The sequence below is a fragment of the Saccharothrix hoggarensis genome (assembly GCF_052936025.1).
Genome location: NZ_CP193624.1, coordinates 2,671,099 through 2,687,838 on the forward strand (window position 1 = coordinate 2,671,099; position 16,740 = coordinate 2,687,838).

At 72.0% G+C, this 16,740-nt stretch carries 11 protein-coding genes and 1 pseudogene; 8 read left to right on the top strand and 4 right to left on the bottom strand.

Annotated features, from left to right (window positions below):
• Positions 1-4 precede the first annotated feature (4 nt).
• Positions 5-1,558, top strand: coding sequence for a glycoside hydrolase family 43 protein (locus ACRAKH_RS12720; protein WP_380720374.1), 1,554 nt, complete (start codon positions 5-7; stop codon positions 1,556-1,558).
• A gap of 29 nt (positions 1,559-1,587) precedes the next feature.
• On the opposite strand, the gene ACRAKH_RS12725 is transcribed toward ACRAKH_RS12720, so the two are convergent.
• Both ACRAKH_RS12725 and ACRAKH_RS12730 read right to left on the bottom strand, forming a co-directional pair.
• Positions 1,588-2,271, bottom strand: coding sequence for a FadR/GntR family transcriptional regulator (locus tag ACRAKH_RS12725; protein WP_380720377.1), 684 nt, complete (start codon positions 2,269-2,271; stop codon positions 1,588-1,590).
• Positions 2,219-3,178, bottom strand: a complete 960-nt coding sequence (locus ACRAKH_RS12730) for a glycoside hydrolase family 95-like protein (RefSeq protein WP_380720379.1) — start codon at positions 3,176-3,178, stop codon at positions 2,219-2,221. The genes ACRAKH_RS12725 and ACRAKH_RS12730 overlap by 53 nt, the downstream gene beginning before the upstream one ends.
• 183 nt (positions 3,179-3,361) lie before the next feature.
• On the opposite strand from ACRAKH_RS12730, the pseudogene ACRAKH_RS12735 reads away from it, so the two are divergent.
• Positions 3,362-4,723 (top strand): annotated as a pseudogene (locus ACRAKH_RS12735) (RICIN domain-containing protein); the annotation flags it as partial.
• A 173-nt stretch (positions 4,724-4,896) separates the two neighbouring features.
• On the opposite strand, the gene ACRAKH_RS12740 reads toward ACRAKH_RS12735, so the two are convergent.
• Positions 4,897-5,952 carry a LacI family DNA-binding transcriptional regulator gene (locus ACRAKH_RS12740; RefSeq protein ID WP_380720382.1) on the bottom strand — a complete coding sequence of 352 codons (1,056 nt, stop codon included), beginning with the start codon at positions 5,950-5,952 and terminating at the stop codon, positions 4,897-4,899.
• A gap of 298 nt (positions 5,953-6,250) precedes the next feature.
• Between ACRAKH_RS12740 and ACRAKH_RS12745 the strand changes: the two genes are divergently transcribed.
• The 3 genes from ACRAKH_RS12745 (at position 6,251) to ACRAKH_RS12755 (ending at position 11,203) form a co-directional block, all read left to right on the top strand.
• Positions 6,251-7,441, top strand: coding sequence for a mandelate racemase/muconate lactonizing enzyme family protein (locus ACRAKH_RS12745; protein WP_380720385.1), 1,191 nt, complete (start codon positions 6,251-6,253; stop codon positions 7,439-7,441).
• A gap of 64 nt (positions 7,442-7,505) precedes the next feature.
• Entirely contained in the window at positions 7,506-9,887 is a 2,382-nt protein-coding gene (locus ACRAKH_RS12750; RefSeq protein WP_380720388.1) for an RICIN domain-containing protein, read from the top strand.
• A 206-nt stretch (positions 9,888-10,093) separates the two neighbouring features.
• On the top strand, positions 10,094-11,203 hold the full coding sequence (locus tag ACRAKH_RS12755) for a ricin-type beta-trefoil lectin domain protein (RefSeq protein WP_380720390.1): 1,110 nt from the start codon (positions 10,094-10,096) through the stop codon (positions 11,201-11,203).
• A 6-nt stretch (positions 11,204-11,209) separates the two neighbouring features.
• Here ACRAKH_RS12755 and ACRAKH_RS12760 read toward each other — a convergent pair whose 3' ends face one another.
• Positions 11,210-12,172: a PaaX family transcriptional regulator gene (locus ACRAKH_RS12760; protein WP_380720393.1), complete on the bottom strand. Its 963-nt coding sequence runs from the start codon at positions 12,170-12,172 to the stop codon at positions 11,210-11,212.
• 153 nt (positions 12,173-12,325) lie between these two features.
• On the opposite strand from ACRAKH_RS12760, the gene ACRAKH_RS12765 reads away from it, so the two are divergent.
• The 3 genes from ACRAKH_RS12765 to ACRAKH_RS12775 all read left to right on the top strand — a co-directional run bounded on the left by ACRAKH_RS12765 (position 12,326) and on the right by ACRAKH_RS12775 (position 16,683).
• Complete coding sequence (locus ACRAKH_RS12765; protein ID WP_380720396.1) at positions 12,326-13,669, top strand: extracellular catalytic domain type 1 short-chain-length polyhydroxyalkanoate depolymerase; 1,344 nt, start codon at positions 12,326-12,328, stop codon at positions 13,667-13,669.
• A gap of 288 nt (positions 13,670-13,957) precedes the next feature.
• Positions 13,958-14,977 carry a LacI family DNA-binding transcriptional regulator gene (locus ACRAKH_RS12770; protein WP_447009833.1) on the top strand — a complete coding sequence of 340 codons (1,020 nt, stop codon included), beginning with the start codon at positions 13,958-13,960 and terminating at the stop codon, positions 14,975-14,977.
• A 356-nt stretch (positions 14,978-15,333) separates the two neighbouring features.
• Positions 15,334-16,683, top strand: coding sequence for a glycoside hydrolase family 6 protein (locus tag ACRAKH_RS12775; protein WP_380720401.1), 1,350 nt, complete (start codon positions 15,334-15,336; stop codon positions 16,681-16,683).
• Positions 16,684-16,740 lie beyond the last annotated feature (57 nt).

Genomic DNA, 16,740 nt, shown 5'->3' on the forward strand with positions numbered 1-16,740 from the left:
AACCATGATCTCACCGAAGTCCGAGGTGTCGTTCTACGACAACCCCGTGATCCCCGGGTTCCACCCCGACCCCAGCGTGTGCCGGGTGGGGGACGACTACTACCTGGTGTGCTCCAGCTTCGAGTACTTCCCCGGCGTGCCGGTCTTCCACAGCCGGGACCTGGTGCACTGGCGGCAGATCGGCAACGTCCTCGACCGCCCGTCCCAACTCCCGCTCCCGGCCGACGCGATGGCGTCCGACGGCATCTACGCCCCCACGATCCGGCACCACGACGGCCGGTTCTGGATGATCACCACGAACGTCTCGCACGGCGGCAACTTCGTCGTCACCGCCGAACGGCCGGAAGGGCCGTGGTCGGAGCCGGTGTGGCTCGACCTGCCCGGTATCGACCCCGACCTGGCCTGGGACGACGACGGCAACTGCTGGTGCGCCTTCGCCGGCGCCCACGGACCGACCTTCAACGGCGTGCAGGTCGCCCGCGTCGACCCCGAGGCCGGGAAGGTGCTGGAGGGGCCGTTCCCCGCGTGGGAGGGGACCGGCTTGCAGTGGCCGGAGGCGCCGCACCTGTACCGCGTCGGGGACTGGTGGTACCTCATGATCGCCGAGGGCGGCACCGAACGCGGCCACACCGTGGCGATGGCCCGCGCCCGCTCGCCGCTCGGCCCGTGGGAACCGGCGCCGGCCAACCCGCTCCTGACCCACCGGAGCACGAACCACCCGATCCAGAGCACCGGCCACGCCGACCTCGTCACCACCCCGGACGGCGACTGGTGGATGGTGCTGCTGGCCACCCGCCCGGTCGGCTACAGCCCCAAGTTCCACGTCCTGGGCCGGGAAACGTTCCTCACGCCCGTGCGGTGGGAGGACGGCTGGCCGCGCGTCGGTCCCGTCAACCAGCGGGACCGGGCGCCGGTGGGCGCGCGTCCGCCGGAGGCCGCCCCGCGGCGGGACGACTTCGACGCCCCCGACCTCGAACCCCGGTGGATCTCGCCGCGGTCCCGCCCGGACGGCTCCTGGTCGCTGACCGAGCGGCCGGGGTGGCTCGCCCTGCACGCCACGGGCCCCACGCTGGACCAACCGGGCTGCACGTTCATCGGCCGACGCCAGCAGCACCTCCAGAGCCGGACCGCGGTGCTGCTGGACCACGGCCCCGGTCGCGCGGGCCTGTCGGTGCGCCTGGACGAGGGCCACCACTACGACCTGGAGGTGGCCGACGGGCAGGCCGCCGTCATCGCCCGCATCGGCCCGGTGCGGCAGGTCGTGGCCACGCGTGCCGTGGTCCCCGGCCCGGTGACCCTCGTGATCACCACCCGGTCGGCCCGGAAGTGGACGGCGGGGGAGGAGAGGCGGTCGGGCCTGCACGTCGCCGCACCCGACTACCTCGCGTTCCACGTCGGCGAGGACCCGGAGCCGCTGGCCGAGCTGGACGGCCGGTACCTGTCCACCGAGGTCGCGACGGGGTTCACCGGGCGGGTGATCGGCATGTACGTCACCGAGGGCACCGCGTGGTTCGACTGGTTCGACCACGGCCCGCTCGACGACCCCGAGCCCTCCTGACCGCGGACCCGCGAAAGGTCGGCGCCGGGTCAGCCGAATAGGCGGCGCTGGATCTCGCTGCGGTAGTCCTGCAGCGTGTTGTCGATGTGGAGGCCGGCGGCCCGCGCGGCGGCTTCCGGGTCGCCGTCGCGGATCGCGTGGTAGATGGCGAGGTGCTCCTCGACCGCCTCCGCCGCGTGCCCGCCGACGGTGCCGTGCAGGCCGATCGTGCTGGACTGGCGCTGCAGGCGGCGCGCCTCCCGCACCGCGGCCACGAGGAACTGGTTGTGCGACGCGGCGGCGACGGCGAGGTGGAACTCGTCGTCGCCGCGGTCGAACAGGGCGACCTGGTCGGTCACGTGGCCCTGCCGACATGTCTCGGCCGCGTCGCCGATGGCGCGCAGCTCGGCCGGTGTCGCGTGGATCGCGGCCAGCCGGCTGGCCGCCGTCTCCTGCACCCGGCGGAACTCGAACAGCATGTAGACGTGGTCGAGGTCGGTCGGCATGAAGAACCCGCCCCACCGGGACGAGCCGAGCATGCCCTCGTCGTCGGCGACGTAGAGCCCGCGGCCCTTGTGCGCCCGCACCCGTCCGATCGCGGAGAGGATCTTGACGGCTTCCCGGACCACCGTCCGGCTCGTGCCCATCCGCGCGGCGAGCTCGTTCTCGGTCGGCATCCGGTCACCGGGCCGCAGCTCCAACCGGGCGATGAGCTGGAGGATCTGCTCGGCCACCAACTCGTAGCCGGGGCGGTACGGACCGGTCGCCTGGGTGGTGTCCTGCCGCTCGGGAGACGCGCCGGTCGGGTCTCCCGGCGCAAGTGCGCCATCCGTCAACGCCGCTCCTTCGTGACGGGCCGCCTGCGAACGACGACGGCTCAACACCGTCCGGCCAGCTTACCTCCGATCGGCCGGCCGCAGCTGCGACGTGACGGGAATGAGTACTACTCATCGGCGACGTGACGATAAGGGCTCTGACCAGCGGGTTTGTCCCTCGCCATGGCCGGTGGCGGACGGTCGGACGCGTTGCAGCTTGAAGCGCTGGTTTGGGCTGCCGGTGGCCGTCCACTGCGAGATGCGGGCGTCGTCGGTAGTGGCCGTGGACCAGGACGGTGCCGGGGGACGTCGAAGCGCCGATGACGTCGGCCCGCTTCCCGCTGTGCTGCGCCACGAGGCGGTAGGGCAGACCCGGCTCGACCAGTGGCGGCCGTGCCCAGGACGTCACGCGGTAGGTGTGACCGGCCTGCCCCGCGAACCGGACCAGGTCGGGCTCGACCCGTTCCGGCTGGACCAGGGTGCCACCGGTCTCGTCGCGCAGGTCGAACGCCCCGGTGGACGCCCGGCTGCGGATCTTGACGAGGCCGTCGCGATCGAGGGTGACGGACAGCTCGCTCGGCCAACCGCCGCTCCACGCGCCGGCGACGGTGTACCCGCCACGGCCGCGCAGCCCGGCTGCGCTCCCGGTCGGCCACGTGGGCGGCAGAACGTCCCCGGCTCCGATGGAGCCTTGGCGCAACGTAGCCGGCGGCGAACCGGGCCGGCAATCACGCGGAACGGTGGGGAGTGAGCGATAACAACATCCGTTCAGTGTGACCGCGTCGAACCCCGTATTCGACGGCGAGAAAGCGAGGCTACAACGCAACTATTTCGCTCGTTCGCCTTCGGCGTTAGCGCTAACATTTTTAGCAGCCTTGAGCGTTGACGCTCACTGTCCTCGGTGGTTACGGTGCCGGGAAGGCGTTGGTAGCACTGCAGTTCCCGGCCCGCGCGCCGCCGCCGCCCGCGACGAGCCTTCGGACCTTGCCTCGAACCGAAGGAGTTCCCGATGAGAACCAGTGAGGCATCCGCCTCCCGACAGACACGCCGGCGACGTCCGGTGACGGCGACCTTGGCGGCGGTCCTCACGGCCGGCACGCTCGCCGCCGTCAACCCGCCGCCCGCGTCGGCGGCGACCGTCGACACGACCGCCTGGTACGTCGTGGTCAACCGCAACAGCGGCAAGGCGCTCGACGTGTACAACCTCGCCACCAACGACGGCGCGCGCATCACGCAGTGGACCCGCAACGACGGCAACCAGCAGCAGTGGCAGTTCGTCGACTCCGGCGGCGGCTACTACCGGCTCAAGTCCCGCCACTCCGGCAAGGTCCTCGACGTGCCGGGCTCCTCGACGGCCGACGGCGCCGCCATCCAGCAGTGGGCCGACCACGGCGGGACCAACCAGCAGTTCCGCCTGGCCGACTCCGACGGCGGCCACGTGCGGTTGATCGCCCGCCACAGCGGCAAGGCGGTGGAGGTGCAGGGCGCGTCCACCGCGGACAACGCGAACGTCGTCCAGTACACCGACCACGGCGGCGCCAACCAGCAGTGGCTGTTGGCCAAGGTGTCGGGCGGCGGCGATCCCGGCGGCACGGGCTGCGGCAAGGCGCCGACGTTGCGCAGCGGCACGCACACCATCCAGAGCGGTGGGAAGAGCCGCAGCTTCATCCTGCGGGTGCCCGACGGCTACGACTACAACCGCCCGTACCGGTTGATCTTCGGCTTCCACTGGCGCGGCGGCACCATGAACGACGTCTCCTCCGGCGGGACCAGCGGAACCGCGTGGTCGTACTACGGGATGCAGGAGCAGTCGAACAACAGCGCGATCCTCGTGGCGCCGCAGGGCTTGGGCAACGGCTGGGCCAACTCCGGCGGCGAGGACGTCACGTTCGTCGACGACATGATCCGGCGGATCGAGGCCGACCTGTGCGTCGACCCGAAGCTCCGCTTCGCCATGGGCTTCAGCTACGGCGGCGGCATGAGCTACGCGCTCGCGTGCGCCCGGGCGACGGTGTTCCGCGCGGTCGTGGTCTACGCGGGCGCCCAGCTGAGCGGGTGCAGCGGCGGCAGCCAGCCCATCGCGTACTTCGGCCTGCACGGCCTCACCGACAACGTCCTCAACATCTCGATGGGACGGTCGCTGCGGGACCGGTTCGTGGCCAACAACGGCTGCACGCCGCAGACCCCGCGTGAGCCGGCGCAGGGCAGCATGAGCCACATCACCACCACGTACTCGTGCCGGGCGGGCTACCCGGTGCAGTGGGCCGCGTTCGACAACGGCCACATGCCCGGTCCGGTCGACGGCACCTACGCCGAGAGCGGCGTCCGGACGTGGACCAAGGGCGAGGCGTGGAGGTTCATCTCCCAGTTCTGACCGCACCGGGTCGCGCTGCTCCGGGTTCCCGCCCCGTCACGTCGGGGGCGGGAACCCGGTTCCGGTCGGCGATCAACGAAGCCGGGGGGCGACATGAGCGAGGCGGCGCCACTTCGGGCGGCCGTCGCGACATGAGTGAGGCGACGCGACATCGGGCGGCGGTCGCGACATCAACGAGGCGGTGCGACGGAGTCGCGCTCGCGGACCGGCATCGGGACGTAGTGGCGCCGGCCCAGGTCCGGCCGATCCCCGTCGTGCGGCTCGTCCTCGGCGAAGAGGAGGTCCACGGCCTTCGCCCCCAGCTCGTGGTGCGGCAGGGCGACGGTGGTGAGGCCGGGCCGCAGCCACGCGGCCACCGGGTGGTCGTCGAAGGAGACCACGGAGACGTCGTGCGGCACGGCGAGGCCCGCGTCCTGCAACGCCTGGTACGCGCCGAACGCGAGCCGGTCGTCCAGGCAGATCAGCGCGCGGGGGCGCCGGGTGCGCAGCAGGTCGCGGGTCGCGTCGAAGCCGTGCGCCGGCAACCACCACCGGCACGAGCGGCCGCTCTCCACCTCGACGCCCGCCTCGCCCAGCTCCCGGCGGACACCGGTGAGCCGGTCGGCCGCGGCGGACCGGCCGGGCGGGACGTCGTCGCCGTCCGGGCGGGCGCCGATGACGTGGATGCCCTCGCCGTGGCCCGCGTCGAGGAGGACGCGTGCGGCCGACCGTCCGCCGCGGACTTCGTCGGGCAGCACGGACGGCAGTGGCGACGGTTCCCGGGGCACCGCGTTGAGCAGCACGGCGGGGCCGGCGGTGAGCCCGGCCGGGACGCCGATCGTCCGGGTGTGCGCGGAGGCCAGGACGATCCCGTCGACGGCGTAGCCGCGCACGGTCTCGATCAGCGCGCGTTCCAGTCCGGCGTCGCCCTCGGTCTCGCCCGACAGCAACGTCACGCCGTGCCGGCGGGCCGCGTCGCGCGCTCCCGCGACCACGTCGCCGGCGAGCCGTGAGCCGGCGGCCGAAACGGACAGGAGCGCGATCGTCCGCGTCTTCGTCCCGCGCTGCCCCAGCGAGGTCCGGTCGCGGCGGTACTCCATCTCGGTCGCCGCCGCGCGGACCCGCCGCTGCACCTCCTCGGAGATGCGCAGGTCCCGGCCGCGCCCCGACAGCACCAGGGACACGGTGGTCTGGGAGACGCCGACCACCTTGGCGACGTCGGCCAACGTGACCCGTCGTGCGCGCACCGCGGACCTCCCGACGGCTGGTGGGCCCCGGTCCGGCGAACCGGCTCCCGTGGCGATGAGTCCGACTCATCCAGGCCTTGGTCTTGCCTGCCATCACAGCTCTTGTCCTGCTGCGGCGTCAAGTACGGAGACGTCCTGCGGCGGCTGATCGGGGTAAGTATTACTCATCGTTCCCTGGAGGGCCTGAAATCAGTACGCTGCGAAGTGGTTCCACGTCCCTGCTCCGGATCGCCTCGGCCACAGTCCCGCGGCGCCGGACCGCCGACGGCGTCAGCGCCGCAGCCACGAAGGGCTGACCATGCGCATCACCGGTTATCGGACCCTGACCACCGTCCAGGACTGGGGCAGGCCGGTCGGCGACGCCAACGGCGTCTTCGCCGACGGCGTCATCCGGGTGCCGCTCGTCGTCGTGGAGACGGACGTGGGGATCACCGGCGTCGGCCTCGGGTCGCACGTCGAGATCGAGTCCGTGTTCGCCGCCGTCGAGGGCGAGGACCCGCGCGGCGTCACCGCGCTCTACGACCGGATGCTGCGCCAGGTGTTCAAGGCGGGCCACGGGGGCGCGGTGTTCGGCACCATCGGCGCGCTCGACACGGCGCTGTGGGACATCAAGGCGCAGGCCGTCGGCGAACCGCTGTGGCGACTGCTCGGCGGACGCGACCGCCGCGTGCCCGCCTACGCCTCGGGTCTGGACATCGGGCTCGGCGACGACGAACTGGTGGCGGCGTACGAGACCTACGCCGCTCACGGCCTGAAGGTCGCGAAGATCAAGGGGGGCCTCGACGTCGAGCGGGACCGGGACCGCCTCATCCTGGTGCGCGACGTGCTCACCGCCGCCGGGCCGGGGACGCGGCCGGGGCTGATGCTCGACGTCAACGAGGCGCTGACCCGCAAGCAGGCCGTCCGCCACGTCGGCGAACTGGAGCGCACGCTCGACCTGATCTGGGTCGAGGAGCCGGTCAGGCGGTGGGACGTGGAGGGGCACGCGGCCGTCAGCCGAGGGGTCCGGGCGTCGGTCGCGAGCGGCGAGAACCTCACCGGGCTGGAGCAGTACCGGCCACTGATCGCGGCGGGAGCGGTGGACGTCGTGCAGGCGGGGGCCGGCTGGGGCGTCACGCACTTCCTGCGGGTCGCGGCCCTCGCGCACGCCCACGACCTGCCGGTGAGCCCGATCGGCGCCACGCCGGTGGGCTTGCTGCACGCGGCGACGTCGGTGCCGAACCACCTCGTCACCGAGCTGCAGGACCTGCGGCCGCCGTCGGGCCTCACGCTCGACCTCCACGTCGAGGACGGCGCGTTCGTCCTGGGTGACAGCCCGGGGCTGGGCCTCCGCGTCGACGAGGAAGCGGTCGCCGCGTCCCACCTCCGCCCGACCGCTCCGGCGCCCGGGAGCCCCCACGTCCGGCCGGAACGCGCCGGGCACCGCCTGCTGGCGGTGACGCCGGGCGTCGCCGTCCCGCCCGACCGCCTGAACCCGCTGCCGTCCTGATCGACCCCCGCCGGGGCCGCCACCCCGTCCGACCGCCGCACCACCCCGATGCCAGGAGGTCCACGTGCTCGCGTCCTCGTCCCCTGCTGTGCGGAGGTCGGCCTCGGCCGGTGCCGCCGCCGCGGTGCTGGCGGCGGTGGTGACCTTCGCCCCTCCCGCGCACGCCGCCACCACCACGCTCCACGCGTCCCCGTCCGGCGCAGGCACCGGCTGCACCGCCACCCAGCCGTGCTCGTTGTCGGCCGCCCAGGCCGCGGTGCGGTCGTTGAACGACGCCATGTCCGGTGACATCGTCGTGCAGTTGGCCGACGGCGCGTACCGGCTGTCCGAGCCGCTGCGGCTGACCGCGGCCGACTCCGGCTCCAACGGCTACCGCGTGCTGTGGCAGGCGGCCCCGTCCGCGCGTCCCGTGATCAGCGGCGCCCGCGCCGTCACCGGCTGGTCGGTCGTCGACGCGGGCCGGAACATCTGGCGCGCGAACGTCCCCACCGGGATCGACTCCCGGCAGCTGTACGTCAACGGCGCGATCGCGACCCGTGCGCGCACGCAGGTCAACCGCGCCGACTTCACGTTCACCGGCACCGGCATGCGGTTCTCCAACACCACGCTCGGCTACCTGAACAACCTCGCCAACCAGAACCGCGTCGAGGTGGAGAGCGTCAACTCGTTCACCGACCGGTACTCGCCGGTGCAGAGCATCAGCGGCAACTTCCTGACGATGCAACAACCCGCCTGGAACAACAACACCTTCGGGTACGACACGCTCGCCGCGCCGCACCGGGCGGGCCCCTTCTACCTGGCCAACGCCTACGAGTTCCTGGACTCGCCGGGGGAGTGGCACCTCAACCCCGCCACCGGCGCGCTGTCCTACATCCCGTTGGCCGGGCAGAGCATGAGCACCGCCGCCGTGGAGCTGCCGGTGCTCCAGTCGCTCGTCAACGTCGGCGGCACGTACGACGCCCCGGCCCACCACATCTCGTTCAGCGGCATCACGTTCACCGGCACCAGTTGGCTGGGCCCCAGCGGCAACCAGGGCTACGCGGACCAGCAGACCGGCGCGTACCTGGCGGGCAACTGGAACTGGCCCGCCGACCGGATCACCTCGTGCCAGAACGGTTGCGCCCAGTTCGAGGCCGCGCGGCCGCACTGGTCGCAGATGCCGGCGGCGGTGCAGGTGTCCGCCGCCGACACCATCACGTTCAGCGACTCGCGGTTCGTCAACCTGGGGCAGACCGCCATCGGGATCGGCAACGACGCCAACGCCCACGCGAGCGGGGTCGGGCTGGGCGCGAGCAACGTCACCGTCACCCGGTCCGAGATCGCCCGCGGCTCGGCCGGCGGCATCGTGGTCGGCGGGGTGCGCGCCGACGCGCACCACCCCGGCGACCGGCGGATGGTCAACCGCGACATCACCGTCAGCCACAACCGCATCCACGACCTCGGCGTCGAGTACCGGGGCAACGTCTCGGTCCTCAACACCTACGTCAGCACCGCGACCGTGGCGCACAACGAGGTCTACAACATGCCGTACTCCGGCATGTCCAGCGGGTACGGCTGGGGCGCCAACGACGCGGGCGGCAGCAACCACTACGCCAACCGCGGCCTGTACAACCACCAACCGCGCTACACGACCCCCACCACGGCGTCGAACAACCGGCTCACCAACAACCACATCCACGACGTCATGCAGCAGATGAACGACGGCGGCTGCATCTACACCCTCGCGTGGAACCCGAACGCGATGATCAGCGGCAACCACTGCCAGCGGACGAACGGCCACTTCGGCGTCTACTTCGACGAGGGCTCCCGCTACTACACCGTGACCAACAACGTCTTCTCCGCCACCGGGACGTGGGCCACCGCCAACTACTGGGGCGGCGAGAACATGGGCAACTGGACGGTCACCGACAACTGGTCGACCAACAGCAGCACCAACGTGACCAACGGCGACCGCGGCAACGTGGTGTCCGGCAACGTCACGGTCGCCAACGGGAACTGGCCGTCCGGCGCGCAGGCCGTGATGGCGAACGCGGGGCCCGGTGGCAGCGGCGGCGGTCCGCAGAACGGCCTGCTCGTGGGCGGCCAGTCGGGCCGCTGCGTCGAGGTCGCCGCCGGGAGCGGCAACGGCGCCCAGGCACGGCTCTGGGACTGCAACGGCGGCGCGAACCAGCGGTGGACGTACACAGCGGGCAGGCAACTCGTGGTGAACGGCGCCAAGTGCCTCGACGCCAGCGGCCAGGGCACCGCCAACGGCACCGCGGCGATCATCTGGGACTGCAACGGACAAGCGAACCAGCAGTGGAACCTCAACGCCAACGGCACCATCACCGGCGTGCAGTCCGGGCTGTGCCTCGACGCCGCCGGCAACGGGACCACGAACGGCACCCTGATCCACCTCTGGTCGTGCCACGGCGGCGCGAACCAGCAGTGGGGCGTGCGCGCCTGAGCCGTTGGGCCGTTCGCCGTCTCAACAGCCCAATGTGAACGCTAACGTTGCCGCAACCTTGCCACTCCACATGCCGCGCTCACAGACTCCGGGCACCAGATCGTCCGATGTGGGCGCGGCATGTGAGCGCGAACAAGAGCTGGCTCGGCCGCCACGAGGAGCGCGCTCCCGACTTCCGCGCCGATGACCTCCAACCAGGAGAACACATGCGACCACGCTTCCGGAGACTCGCCGCCTGCGCCGCGGCGTTGATCACCGCCGCGGTGCTGCCGGTCGGTCCGGCCGCCGCCGAGTCCAACGGCGGGGTGCGCGTCATGCCGCTGGGCGACTCCATCACCGAGGGCACGCAGGTGCCCGGCGGCTACCGGATCGGGCTGTGGCAGCGGTTCGGCGCCGGCAACTACCGGGTGGACTTCGTCGGCTCCCAGTTCAACGGTCCCGCCTCGCTCGGGGACCACGACCACCAGGGCCACCCGGGCTGGCGCATCGACCAGGTCGACGCGAACGTCGTCACCTGGCTGCGGAACACGACCCCGCGCACGGTGCTGCTGCACATCGGCACCAACGACATCCTGCAGAACCACAACGTGGCCACCGCGCCCGCCCGCCTGTCGGCGCTGATCGACCGCGTGACGGCGACCGTGCCGAACGCCGACGTGTTCGTCGCGACGATCATCCCGCTGGCCAACGCCGGGCAGGAGGCCGCGGCCCGGACCTACAACGCCGCGATCCCCGGCATCGTGCAGGGCAAGGTGAACGCGGGCAAGCGGGTGCGCCTGGTGGACATGCACGCCGCGCTGACGACGGCCGACCTGATCGACGGCGTCCACCCCACCGCCACCGGCTACGACAAGATGGCCGCGACCTGGTACGCCGCGCTGCGCGCCGTGCCGGGGAGCATCGGGAGCCCGGTCGCCTCGTCGGGCAGGCAGGTCGTCGGCGTGCCGTCGGGACGCTGCCTCGACGTGCCGGGCTCGACCACGACGAACGGCACGCAGCTCCAGCTGTGGGACTGCCACACCCAGCCCAACCAGGCGTGGACGCACAACTCGTCCAGGCAGCTCGTCGTGCTGGGCTCCAAGTGCCTCGACGCCTACGGCCGGGGCACGACCAACGGCACGCAGGTGGTCACCTGGGACTGCCACGGCGACACCAACCAGCAGTGGAACGTGAACGCCAACGGCACCATCACCAGCGTGCAGTCCGGCCTGTGCCTCGACGCGCACAACCTGGGCACCGCCAACGGCGCCAAGCTGGTCCTGTGGACGTGCACCGGCCAGCCGAACCAGCAGTGGACCCTGCGCGTCCCGGCCTGAGCGGGGTCAGCGGCCTCGTCCGGCGACGGGTTCGGGAACGTCGACCACCCCGGCGAGCAGGTCCGCGACCGTGTGGGCCCGCACGTCGGGGAGCGGGTCGGTGGTGAAGCGGCTGGCGACGGCGCGCACGTGCTCCTGGGCGGGCGCGGCGAGGCCGTCGTAGACGGCGTTGAACACGTCGCGGGCGGGCTCGCGCGGCCATCCCGGCGGGAGCAGGTCGAGGGGGAGGCCGGGGTCGAGGATGGGGAGGCGCCGGTAGGTGTCCATGACCTCGGTCCGCGCGCGCACCGCCTCCGGGCCGGTGATCCGGGAGCATCGGATGTCGGGCAGCACGGCGTTCCAGCGCCGGATGAACTCCTCGTAGTCGTGGGTGATGGCGGTGGTGTCCCAGGCGTCGAGGGGGGCGCGGCCGGTGGCGCCGACGTCGACGTGGCGCGCGCGGAAGACGGTCACGCCCCCGACGTCCACGAGGTGCGCCCCGAGCTTGTCGGTGAGTTCGCGCGGCGAGATCCACAGGCCGTCGTAGAGGGGCGCGTAACCGAGCCAGCGCAGCAGGCCCCGGAGCTCGCGCCGCCGGGTGACGTCCTCCTGGGGCAGGGAGAACGCGACGAGCGTCCAGTGCCCGTCCCACGCCGTGGTGGCGGCGGACGCGATCGCCCGGCCGCCGGCGGCGAGGTTGTGCGCGGCGGCCGCCGTGAGCCGGTAGGAGCTGTGGCGGCCCCGCTTGCTGCCTTCCAGCACGCCGCGGCGGGCGAGCCGGCTGATGGTGGCGCGAGCCCCGGCCTGGCTCACGCCCGCCTCGGCGAGCAGGGCCACGATGGCCGCCGACGGCAGCCAGGCGCGGGTGCGCAGCGTGTAGTCGGCCATCAGGGTCACGGTCAGGCCTTGCGGCGAGTTGCCGTGCTGCCGCCGGGGCAGCCGGACGTCGTCGCCCGGAAAGATCTCGTCGATGTCGTACGGGCTGGTCACGGCGGCTCCGGTGCGACTCGGTGGCGGTCGCGCCGACTGTAACCGGCCCCGGTCGGCGCGAACCGGGCTGTCGAGACGGTCGATTGACAGTTTTTGAGTCTGTCGACACTCTAAGTGTCACCTATCCGTGCGCGAACCGAGGGAGTCGAGCGCATGAAGGTCACACCGAGCCTGTTGGTCGCCGCGGCGGCGTCGCTGGTCGTGGCGGGCCTCGTCACCGCCGTGCCCACGCCCGCGTCCGCGGCGTCGTTGACCGAGGTCACCGGCTTCGGCGCCAACCCCGGCGGCATGCGGATGCACGTGTACGTGCCGGACGTCCGCCCGGCGAACCCCGCGATCGTCGTGGCCATGCACGGCTGCGGCGGCTCGGGCCCCGGCTTCTACTCGGGCAGCGAGTTCGCGTCGCTGGCCGACCGGCACGGGTTCGTCGTCATCTACCCCAGCGCCCAGCAGGAAGCCGGCTTCGGCAAGTGCTTCGACACCTGGTCCGACGCGGCCAAGCGCCGCGGCGGTGGCAGCGATCCCGTCTCCCTCGTGTCGATGGTGACCTACGTCCAGCAGCGCTACGGCGGCGACCCGAACCGCGTCTTCGCCACCGGCTCCTCGTCGGGCGGCATGATGACCAACCAGATGCTCGCCCTCTACCCGGACGTGTTCAAGGCCGGGGCGGCGTTCATGGGCGTGCCCTTCAACTGCTTCGCGAACGCCGCCGACTTCCCGCCCGGCAGCAGCAGGTGCACGGGCGGGGGAGGGGCGAACCGCACCCCGCAGGAGTGGGGTGACGCCGTGCGCCAGGCCTACCCCGGCTACACCGGCGCGCGTCCGCGAGTCCAGCTGTGGCATGGCACCAACGACACGCTCGTGCCGTACGCGCTGCTCCAGGAGTCGATCGAGCAGTGGACCAACGTCTTCGGGCTGAGCCAGACGCCGTCGTCCACCGACACCCCGCAGACCAACTGGAACCGTCACCGCTACAACAACTCCGCCGGCGCCACGCTGGTGGAGGCGTACAGCGTCCAAGGCGCCGGGCACACCCTGCCGAGCGGCGGCATGGCCGCCCAGGCCATCGCGTTCTTCGGACTGGACCGCGCGGTCGACCCGACGTCGACCACCACAAGCACCACCACCACAACGACCTCCACCACAACCATGACCACGACCACGACCGTGCAGCCGCCGGGGACGTGCCGCGTCACCAGCACCGTGAACGCGTGGAACACCGGCCTGACCGAGAGCATCACCATCACCAACACCGGCGCCACGGCGGTCAACGGCTGGTCCCTGACCTTCACCCTGCCCGCCGGCCAGACCATCACATCGGGCTGGAGCGCCACCTACTCGCCCAGCTCCGGCCACGTGACGGCGCGCAACGTCGCCTACAACGCCTCGATCCCACCGAACGCGTCCATCGGGATCGGCTTCCAGGCGACCCACAACGGCAACACCGCCAAACCCGCGTCCTTCACCCTCAACGGCATGGCCTGCGCCACCGCCTGACGGGACGAGAAGCGGCCCGGAACGTCTCCCGGGCCGCGCCTCTCGTCCCGACTTCCAGCCGCGCCCGCCGACACGAATAGGCACCGTCGACCCGAGGTGCTAAAAATCGCTCCGGAACATTTAGCACCCGCGCGCGTTGACTGTTGAAAAGGGCCGTGACTACATTGACGTGCTGGTCACCGTCGATCGGCCGTAGGGTCGAAACTTTCGGCAGCGAACGATCACCCGCGGGCCGAGTGGCTGCCACGAAGCCCGCGGCACGCGGGTGTCGCGCGGATGGGGACGGTAGTGGGGAACAGGACAGCCGGCGCGCCCGCGATGGCCGACGTCGCCCGGCTCGCCGGGGTCTCGCACCAGACGGTGTCGCGGGTGCTCAACGGGCACCCGTACGTCCAGGAACGGACGCGCCTGCGGGTCCAGGCGGCGATCGCCGAGCTGGGGTACCGCCCGAACCGGGTCGCCCGCGCGCTGGTCACGGGCCGCTCGCAGCTGATCGGCGTGGTGGCGCAGAACACGACCCTGTGCGGGCCGTCCTCGTTGCTGGCCGCGTTCGAGCAGGCGGCGGCCCACGCCGGGTTCGTCGTGACCACGCACCGGGCGAACGTGCTGGACCGCGAGTCGATCGCCAAGGCCCTGGAGCGGCACCGCGACCAGCGCGTGGCGGGCATCGTCGTCATCGCGCCGACGACCTCGGCGCACGAGGCGGTCGACAGCATTCCCCCCGACGTGCCGCTGGTCATGGTGGACGGCGACTCGGAGCGCGACATCGCGACGGTGACCGTCGACCAGGCGGCGGGCGCCGTCGCGGCGACCCGGCACCTGCTGGACTCGGGCCACCGCACCGTGTGGCACGTGTCGGGTCCGCCGGACTGGTTCGACAGCGCCGGCCGGATCGCGGGCTGGCGGTCCGCGCTGGCGGCCGCGGGCGCGGAGGTGCCGCCGATCGTGCCCGCCGACTGGAGCGCCGCGTCCGGGTACCGGGCGGGCCAGGTGCTGGCGCGGATGCCGGAGGTCACCGCGATCTTCGCGGCCAACGACCACCTGGCGCTGGGCATCCTGCGGGCGATGAGCGAACGCGGCCGGCGCGTGCCGCACGACGTGAGCGTGGTCGGCTTCGACGACGTGCCCGAGGCGGCGTACTTCATCCCGCCGCTGACCACGGTCCGGCCGGACTTCGACGCCGTCGCCCGCGACGCCCTCGAACTGCTGATGGCCCAGATCGGCGGGACGGCGGTCGTCGGGCCGCGCCGCACCTCGATCCCGACGCTCGTGCCCCGGCGCAGCGTGCGCCACCCACCGTCGGCGTGACGAGTTCCCGTCAGCGAAACTTTCGGCCACATCGTCCCGCTCAGCACCCTGATCGCGACCGCTGACCGCGCGGGTGGCGCTAAGATATTTAGCGTTCCCGTTCATTGACTGCGTGCGCCCGCATGGCTAACTTGATTTGAAGTCGAACCGTTTGCGAGTGCCGGACGCGGTAGCGGAAACAGTCAGGGGCGTGCTTCCGGCGAGCCGGAATTCGCCAGACGACCCCGGCACACCCCGGCACGCGGGTCCACCCGGCACCGAGCCTCGCCACCGCGCGCCTGCCGCCGGCGCGTGGTTCCAGGCCGGTCTCACCGCCCTTGGTCCACACACGTACCCGGCACTGGATTGGAGCGACCATGACACGGAAGAAGCGGACGGCAGCCGCGTGCGCGCTGTCGAGCGCACTCGTGGTGGGGGCCGTCGCCCTGGCGGTCGGCGGCGGCGCGACCGCGCAGGCCGCCGAGTCATCGTTCTACGTCGACCCGTCGACGTCCAGCGCGAGGTGGGTTGCCGCCAACCCCGGCGACTCCCGCGCGCCGGTCATCCGCGACCGGATCGCCTCGGTCCCGCAGGCGCGGTGGTTCACCACCACCAACACCTCGTCGGTGCGCGCGGAGATCAGCTCGTTCGTCGGCGCGGCGGCGTCCGCGGGGAAGATCCCCATCCTGGTGGTCTACAACATCCCCAACCGCGACTGCGGCGGCGCCAGCGGTGGCGGCGCGCCGTCCCACTCGGCCTACCGGGCGTGGGTGGACGAGGTCGCGGCCGGGCTGGCCGGTCGTCCGGCGGCGATCGTGCTGGAACCCGACGTGCTGCCGATCATGAGCAACTGCCAGACGGCGAGCCAGCAGGCCGAGACCAGGGCGTCGATGGCGTACGCGGGCAAGAAGCTGAAGTCCGGTTCGGCGCAGGCCAAGGTGTACTACGACATCGGCAACTCGGCGTGGCTGAGCCCGGCGGAAGCCGCCAACAGGCTCCGCGCCGCGGACATCTCCAACAGCGCCGACGGCATCGCCTCGAACGTGTCGAACTACCGCAGCACGTCCGACGAGGTGGCGTACACCAAGAACATCCTCAACGCCCTCGGCGACAGCAGGCTCAAGGCCGTGATCGACACCAGCCGCAACGGCAACGGCCCGCTGGGCACCGAGTGGTGCGACCCCGCCGGCCGCGCGATCGGCACGCCCAGCACGACGAACACGGGCGACGCCAGGATCGCCGCGTTCCTGTGGGTCAAGCTGCCGGGCGAGGCGGACGGCTGCATCGCGCCGGCAGGCCAGTTCGTGCCGCAGCGCGCGTACGACCTGGCGATCGCCGCGGGTCCGACGTCCACCACCACGACGTCCACCACCACCACCACCACGACCACTACGACGACCAGCACGGGCAACCCCGGCAGCGGCTGCACGGTGACCCACCGGGTGGTCAGCCAGTGGTCCGGCGGGTACACCGGCGAGATCGTGATCGGGAACCGGGGACCCGGGATCAACGGCTGGACCCTCACGTTCTCGGCACCGGGCGTGTCCGTGGCGCAGGGCTGGAACGGGACGTGGACCGACACGGGCGACGTGGTCCGGGTCGTCAACACGTCCTGGAACGGGTCGCTCCCGACCGGTGGAACGACGACCATCGGTTACAACGCGAGCTACAGCGGAACAACGCCGCCGTTCACGTCACCCGCCTTGAACGGCACCGTCTGCTCCTGACTCGTTCCGCGGCGGTTCCACGTCCGCACCGCCTCCACCGGACGGGGAACCGCCGCC